Raw genomic sequence first — 6,102 nt, 5'->3', positions numbered from 1 at the left:
TCCTTCGGGATGACGCGCCGGTGCCGTCCTGAAGCCTCGCATTGACGGCAGACGCGGTCTGCACCGCAGCGGGTGGCCGGAGGCCGTGAAGAACCCCCCGCACCAACGCGAGCAGACACCTCGAATCAGCGTAAACCCTGTAGCAGCGTCGCCGCCATGCTTCTATAGTTTAGTAACTAACTAGATAGGTACATGGCCGATAGCTGGCTACGGCCGACGCAGACCCATGCGAAGTTGGGGGCATCAAGGAAAGCGGAGATAGACATGTCGTTCATCAAAACCTTCATCGACCAGGAAACCACGCGGCGCCGCGACTTCCTGTTGGCAAGCGCGTACAGCCTCGCCGGCGTTGCCGCTGCAAGCTCTCCGTTCGCTGCGTTCGCGCAGAACAAGCCGACGGTCGCCTGGAGCTACCGCGACCGCAACAACCCTTACTGGCATTCCGTCGTTTCCGGGGGCGAATCGTTTCTGGAGGACACGGGGATGAAGAAATCCGATCTGGTCCACCTGTTGAACAACGGGAGCTCAGAGAAGTCCCTGGCCGACATCAAGGCGTTACTGGCCAAGACCGGGGGCAAGGCGGCGATTGCATGTGATGCGAATGACGCGCCGAACTGCAGACCGATCGTGGAGTCGGTGCAGAAGGCCGGCGGCTACGTGGCGACCATCTGGAACAAACCTGACGACCTGCACCCGTGGGACTTTGGCGACAACTGGGTGTCGCACATGACTTGGTCTGATGAGGGACCTTCCGAGCAGACGGCACGCATCCTGTTCAACGAGATGGGCGGCAAGGGCGCGATCGTTGGGGTCGGCGGAATCGCCGCCAACAACCCGGCGATCGAGCGGCGTGCAGGGCTCATGAAGGCGCTGAAGGACTTTCCCAACATCGAACTACTGGACTACCAGACGGCCGACTGGGCAACGCAAAAGGCCAATCAGGTCATGCAGGGCTTCCTGACTCGATTCGGCACCAAGATCACCGGTGTCTTCTGTGCGAACGATTCGATGGCGTATGGGGTCCTCGAGGCTTTGAAGGCCGATGGTCGAAAGTTGCCGGTCGTCGCGTATGACGGCAACGCCGAGGCGACCGACTTGGTGATCAAGGGAGATCTGCTCGCGACCTGTTTTACGAACCCGTACTGGGGCGGCGGCATCACCGCGGCGCTGGCTTACCACGCCGCTATCGGGACTTTCAAACCGTCGCAGGAGCCGAAAGAGCACCGCGAATTCTATGGACCCACGATCCTGGTCACTCAGAAGGACGCTGCCGAGTTCAAGAAGAAGTACATCTCCAGTACACCTGTCTACGCCTGGAAGGATTTCTGGGGCCCTTCGCGCGGACAGATAAAGTACGCGGCCAAGTCATAATGGCCACCCTCGATCCAACGGGCGTGCAGGGGCCGGCCCAAGAAGCGAGAGGCGACAGCCTGCAGGCCCGCGTATCAGGCAATTCGTCGCTCCAGCGCAAGGAATTCTTCTCGCGATGGGCCCCGGCCCTGGTCCTCGTCGGGCTGGTGGCGGCGCTCTCCGTCGCCAATGCCAACTTCCTGTCGGTGGGCAATCTTGCACGGATAGCGATTGCGTCTGTGCCGGCCTTGATGGTCGCACTTGGAGTGACCTTCATCATCATCATGGGCTCGATCGATCTGTCCATGGAGGGCACGGTCTCGACGACCGCGGTCCTCTTTGCCCTGGTTTTCAACGCGTTCGGGGGCCAGTTGGCCGGACTCGGCGGGCTCGCGATCCTCGCAGCGATCCTGGCGGGAGCTGTCGTCGGCGTCGTCAATGGCCTCGTGCATGTAAAGCTCAAGATTCCTTCGTTCATGGCCAGCCTGGCAATCGGCTTTGTCGGCATGGGTCTATCGGTGTTGCTGACGGGCGGGRACATCGTGCGTGTGAACGACGACGTCTTTCGCGCGATGTTGTTCAAGCGCATCTTGGGCTTTCCACTCATGGTGTACTTGGCTGTCCTCATGGTGTTCTTCGCCTGGTTCATCCAGCGCAACACCACATTGGGGCGCAACTTCTACGCGGTGGGAGGCGGCGAGGACCTCGCCCATGCTTCTGGTCTGAATGTTCAACGCGTGCGCATCCTCGGCTTCGCCCTGGCCGGCATCTTCTACGCCATAGGGGCGCTCTTCGCGGTGGCACGCGGCGGCATGGCCGAATCACTGACGGGGTCGAACTACATGTTCGTTTCCATCACTTCCGTGGTCGTTGGCGGCACATCGTTGATGGGCGGTAGCGGTGGTGTGTGGAACACGGTGGTCGGCGTCCTGATCGTCAACGTGATTGCCAATGGGATGGTTGTGCTTGGGCTTCCAAACTACGTCCAGGACGGCGTGCTGGGTGTGCTCGTCATCCTCGCCGTGGTGCTGTCGGCCAATCGCAAGTCCCATTCCCTCGTGAAGTGAGATCGCCATGCTTGAATTCCGCAAGGTCGAAAAGACGTTCCCGGGCGTTCGTGCGCTCAAGGGCATTGACTTCAAGGTCGCCAAGGGCGAGGTCGTCGGTTTGGTCGGCGAAAACGGCGCCGGCAAATCCACATTGATGAAGGTCATCTACGGAGCCTACCAGCACGACGGAGGAGAGGTCCTCGTAAACGACACACCGACCCGCTTCGCCAATCCTCGCGAAGCCATGCTCAAGGGCATCGGCATGGTCTTTCAGGAGCAGTCGCTGATCCCGAGCCTGTCGGTGATGGAGAACATCTTCCTGGGCTTCGAGCAGCAGTTCGTCACGTGGGGCGTCATTCGGTGGCGGCGCATGGCGGAGGCCGCCAAGCGGCAATTGGCGAAGGTTCACCTGGACGTCGACCCGTACACCACCACCTCGCAACTGTCGTTCGCGCAACGTCAGATGGTGGAACTCGCCAAGGTGCTGACGCTGGAGGAGCGGGTCGAAGGCGACTTGGTCATTCTCCTCGACGAGCCGACGTCCGTCTTGTCAAGGGACGAGGTGAAGCTCCTCTTCAAGCTCGTGCGCGAACTGCGCTCCCGTGCGGCCTTCATCTTCGTCTCGCACCGACTCGACGAAGTAATCGACATTTCAGACCGCATTTATGTTCTGAAGGATGGCGAGGTTGTGGACGTCGTCCAAGGCGACGGTGCGCAAGCCGAGAAGATCCAGCACAAGATGGTGGGCCGCGAAATCAGCAAAGAGTACTACCGGGAAGAAAAGCAGCATCCCTACCAGGACGCCGTGCTGGTCGAGGCGACGGGACTGGGCCTGGAGGGCAGGTACGAGGAGATTTCTCTCACGCTCCGGCGTGGCGAGGTTCTCAGCCTGGTCGGTGTGGAGGGCTCTGGCGGCGAAGAAATCATGCGCACGATCTTCGGGCTCGAGAAGCCCGACCGAGGAGAATTGAAGATCAAGGGCAGTGCGGTGCGACATTTCACGCCGGCCAACGGCGTGCGGTGCGGAGTCGGGTACATCCCTCGCGAGCGCAAGGTGGAAGGCATCGTGAGCGGCATGTCAGTCTTCGAGAACATGACGCTCTCGCAGATGGGCAAGTACAGCGTCGGCGGCGTGATGAGACGGGCCGCCGAGAAATCGACGGCGCAGGAGTGGGTCAAACGTCTTGAGATCAAGACGCCGTCGGTCGATGCGAATGCGGGCAARCTGTCCGGAGGCAACCAGCAAAAGGTCGTCATCTCGAAATGGCGCAGCGGAGGATCGGACATCATCTTGCTAGACCACCCGACACGCGGCGTCGATGTCGGCGCCAAGGAAAACATCTACGAGGTCGTTCGTGAAATGTCGGCCGACGGGTGCGGCATTGTCCTGATGGCCGACACGCTGGAGGAGGCAATCGGTCTGTCCCACACCGTCGCTGTGATCAAGGACGGCCGGATCCAAAAATGGTTTGACTGCAAGCCCGGCGCCAAGCCGTCGCTCTTTGACCTCGTGCACTACATGACCTGAGGGGTTGTCCACATGAATATCGAAAAACTTCGGCCACATCTGCCTTGGCTCACGCTTGTTTGCCTCACGCTCATCGTGACGGCCATCGCGCCTGGATTCCTGGCTCCCAACAGCCTGATTCAAATGACGGCGGACGTGTCCACGCTGTTCGTCCTTGCGCTCGGCATCACGCTCGTGATCTACATTGGGGGTATCGACCTGTCGGCCCAGTCGGTTGCCAACATGACGACCGTTCTGGTCACGCTCTCACTGCCTTCGCTGGGTCTTTGGGCGGCCTTGGGTGTTCTGCTAGCGGGGGCGGTGATCGGCTTTGCGTCGGGCTATGCGTCGACGAAGCTGAAGGTCCCTTCGTTCATCGCCACGCTGGCACTGGGTGGTGTGGCCCTATCCGTTGGTCAGTTCGCGTCGGGTCAACAAGCGGTGTTCATGGACCCCAAAGCGCGAGACGCGGCGTTCGGCTGGATCATCGGGACCACCGCAGGCTTGCCCAATGAGATCTTTATTGCCGCCGGCTTGCTCTTGCTCCTGCTCTTCATCGAGCGACGGACCACTCTCGGAAGAGCRCTCAAGGCCATTGGAGCTGGCGAGCCAGCCGCCATCGCTTCGGGTTTGCGCGTGGACGCCTACAAAATCGCGGTCTACGCGATCGCCGGCCTTATATCGGCACTGGCTGGATTGCTGTTCTCGGTCAAGCTTGCCGGCGGTGCGCCCAACATCGCCGAAGGCTTCTTGCTTCCGGCGATTGTTGCTGTCCTGATCGGCGGCACTCCACTCACCGGTGGCGTGGGCGGGGTTCTGAACACTTTGATCGGCGCACTGATAGTGGCGGTCATCCGTACGGCGATGGTGTACCTTGAGGTGCCGCCGACGGCTCAGCAGATCGTATTCGGCGTCGTCCTGATCGTGGCCATCGCCTTGACGATCGATCGCAGCAAGCTCGCGATGGTGAAGTGATGGGAGTTCTCGGAGACGCTGTCGCAGCAAGCTCGCTCTCTCGCAAGCATCCGGCCATGCAGCAACAGCTCCTGGCGCAAGACATCGCACGCTTGGTCGAGCAGGAGCGCCGCTTGCATTTCGAGCACTTTGACCGCGAAACGGCGTTCGAACTTGGGTGCGCAGTCCGGGCCCTGTGCCGGTCGCGCGATCTGGCCTTGGCCATCGAGGTTCGAATGGGGCGGAAGCGCATATTCTGGAGCTCGATGCCCGGGACTACCGATGTGAACGAGGATTGGGTTCGGCGGAAACGAAATACTGTGGAGCTTTTTGGTCAAAGCTCGTACTTGGTCGGTCGGGAGCTAGAACTCGAGTCCTTGTCGCTTGAAGCGAAGATGGGACTTGCAACACGCGAGTTCGCCTCTTACGGTGGTGGCTTTCCAATCACTATTGCCGGAGTCGGCTGCATTGGCGCGGTGACGGTGTCCGGTGCTCCCCAGCGCCAGGATCATGCCCTGGTGGTGGAGGCCCTTGCGGACATGTGCGGTGTTCCATTGTCCGACATAGCCTTGGATGAGGAATAGCGGCTTTGTTCAGCAACGACGGATGCCGTTTCGCGGCGTCCTGCATGGGCTGCGCCGGATTCAGAGGCATATCTTTGGTATGGAGGACCCGACATTCGGCGGACGCTTCAAGTCCCGATGCTTGAGGTTTCCATTGGGCTTCCTGCCGACCTAGCCAGACACCGCGAATCTCTTCTTCGTTCCGGTGATCTGTCGCGAAGAGCGCGGGGCCCCTGGCAACTCTTCGATTGCGAAATTGGGCGCCACCGCGGGACACGTGGCGACCCTCGCGTTCCTCGATCAGTTGCTTACGGCGGCCAGTCTCAGGGCAAGCACGCGGCGGCTCGGATCGATGCAGCGCTCCTACCGTAGGCAGGTCCGAAACGGCGCATTCGGGACAAATTGATTCGCTATCGGAGAGGCACGTTCATGAAGAATAGGTAGTCGGCGGTCGAGGAGACGCGTATAGTAACGGTATAGATACTTGAGGAATATTGATGAAGATGGTTGTCAGTGTCAAGCGGGTCGTCGACTACAACGTCAAGGTGCGCGTGAAGAGCGACGGCACTGGTGTCGATATCGCCAACGTGAAGATGAGCATGAACCCCTTCGACGAGATCGCGGTCGAAGAGGCAGTGCGCCTGAAGGAGAAGGGCGCTGCTACTGAAATCATCGCCGT

Annotated in this window: 5 protein-coding genes and 1 pseudogene; all 6 read left to right on the top strand. The window is 60.4% G+C overall.

All coding sequences use genetic code 11. From position 1 onward, the window contains the following. Positions 1–264 precede the first annotated feature (264 nt). A complete protein-coding gene (locus AC1DY5_RS38575) occupies positions 265–1,371 on the top strand; it encodes a sugar ABC transporter substrate-binding protein (protein WP_478119734.1) in 1,107 nt (368 codons plus the stop codon). Further along, a complete protein-coding gene (locus tag AC1DY5_RS38570; RefSeq protein WP_478119733.1) occupies positions 1,371–2,417 on the top strand; it encodes an ABC transporter permease in 1,047 nt (348 codons plus the stop codon). Before AC1DY5_RS38575 ends, AC1DY5_RS38570 begins: the two co-directional genes overlap by 1 nt. Before the next feature lie 7 nt (positions 2,418–2,424). Beyond that, positions 2,425–3,927 carry a sugar ABC transporter ATP-binding protein gene (locus AC1DY5_RS38565; RefSeq protein ID WP_478119732.1) on the top strand — a complete coding sequence of 501 codons (1,503 nt, stop codon included), beginning with the start codon at positions 2,425–2,427 and terminating at the stop codon, positions 3,925–3,927. A 12-nt stretch (positions 3,928–3,939) separates the two neighbouring features. Beyond that, a complete protein-coding gene (locus AC1DY5_RS38560; protein ID WP_478119731.1) occupies positions 3,940–4,881 on the top strand; it encodes an ABC transporter permease in 942 nt (313 codons plus the stop codon). Between the two features lie 56 nt (positions 4,882–4,937). Next, on the top strand, positions 4,938–5,444 hold the full coding sequence (locus AC1DY5_RS38555; RefSeq protein WP_478119730.1) for a heme-degrading domain-containing protein: 507 nt from the start codon (positions 4,938–4,940) through the stop codon (positions 5,442–5,444). A gap of 476 nt (positions 5,445–5,920) precedes the next feature. Beyond that, positions 5,921–6,102 (top strand): annotated as a pseudogene (locus tag AC1DY5_RS38550) (electron transfer flavoprotein subunit beta/FixA family protein); the annotation flags it as partial.

Source organism: Variovorax sp. P4_D9, assembly GCF_056401695.1.
Note: the sequence above shows the minus strand (reverse complement) of the source record. Positions and strands in the feature narration are given on the sequence as shown.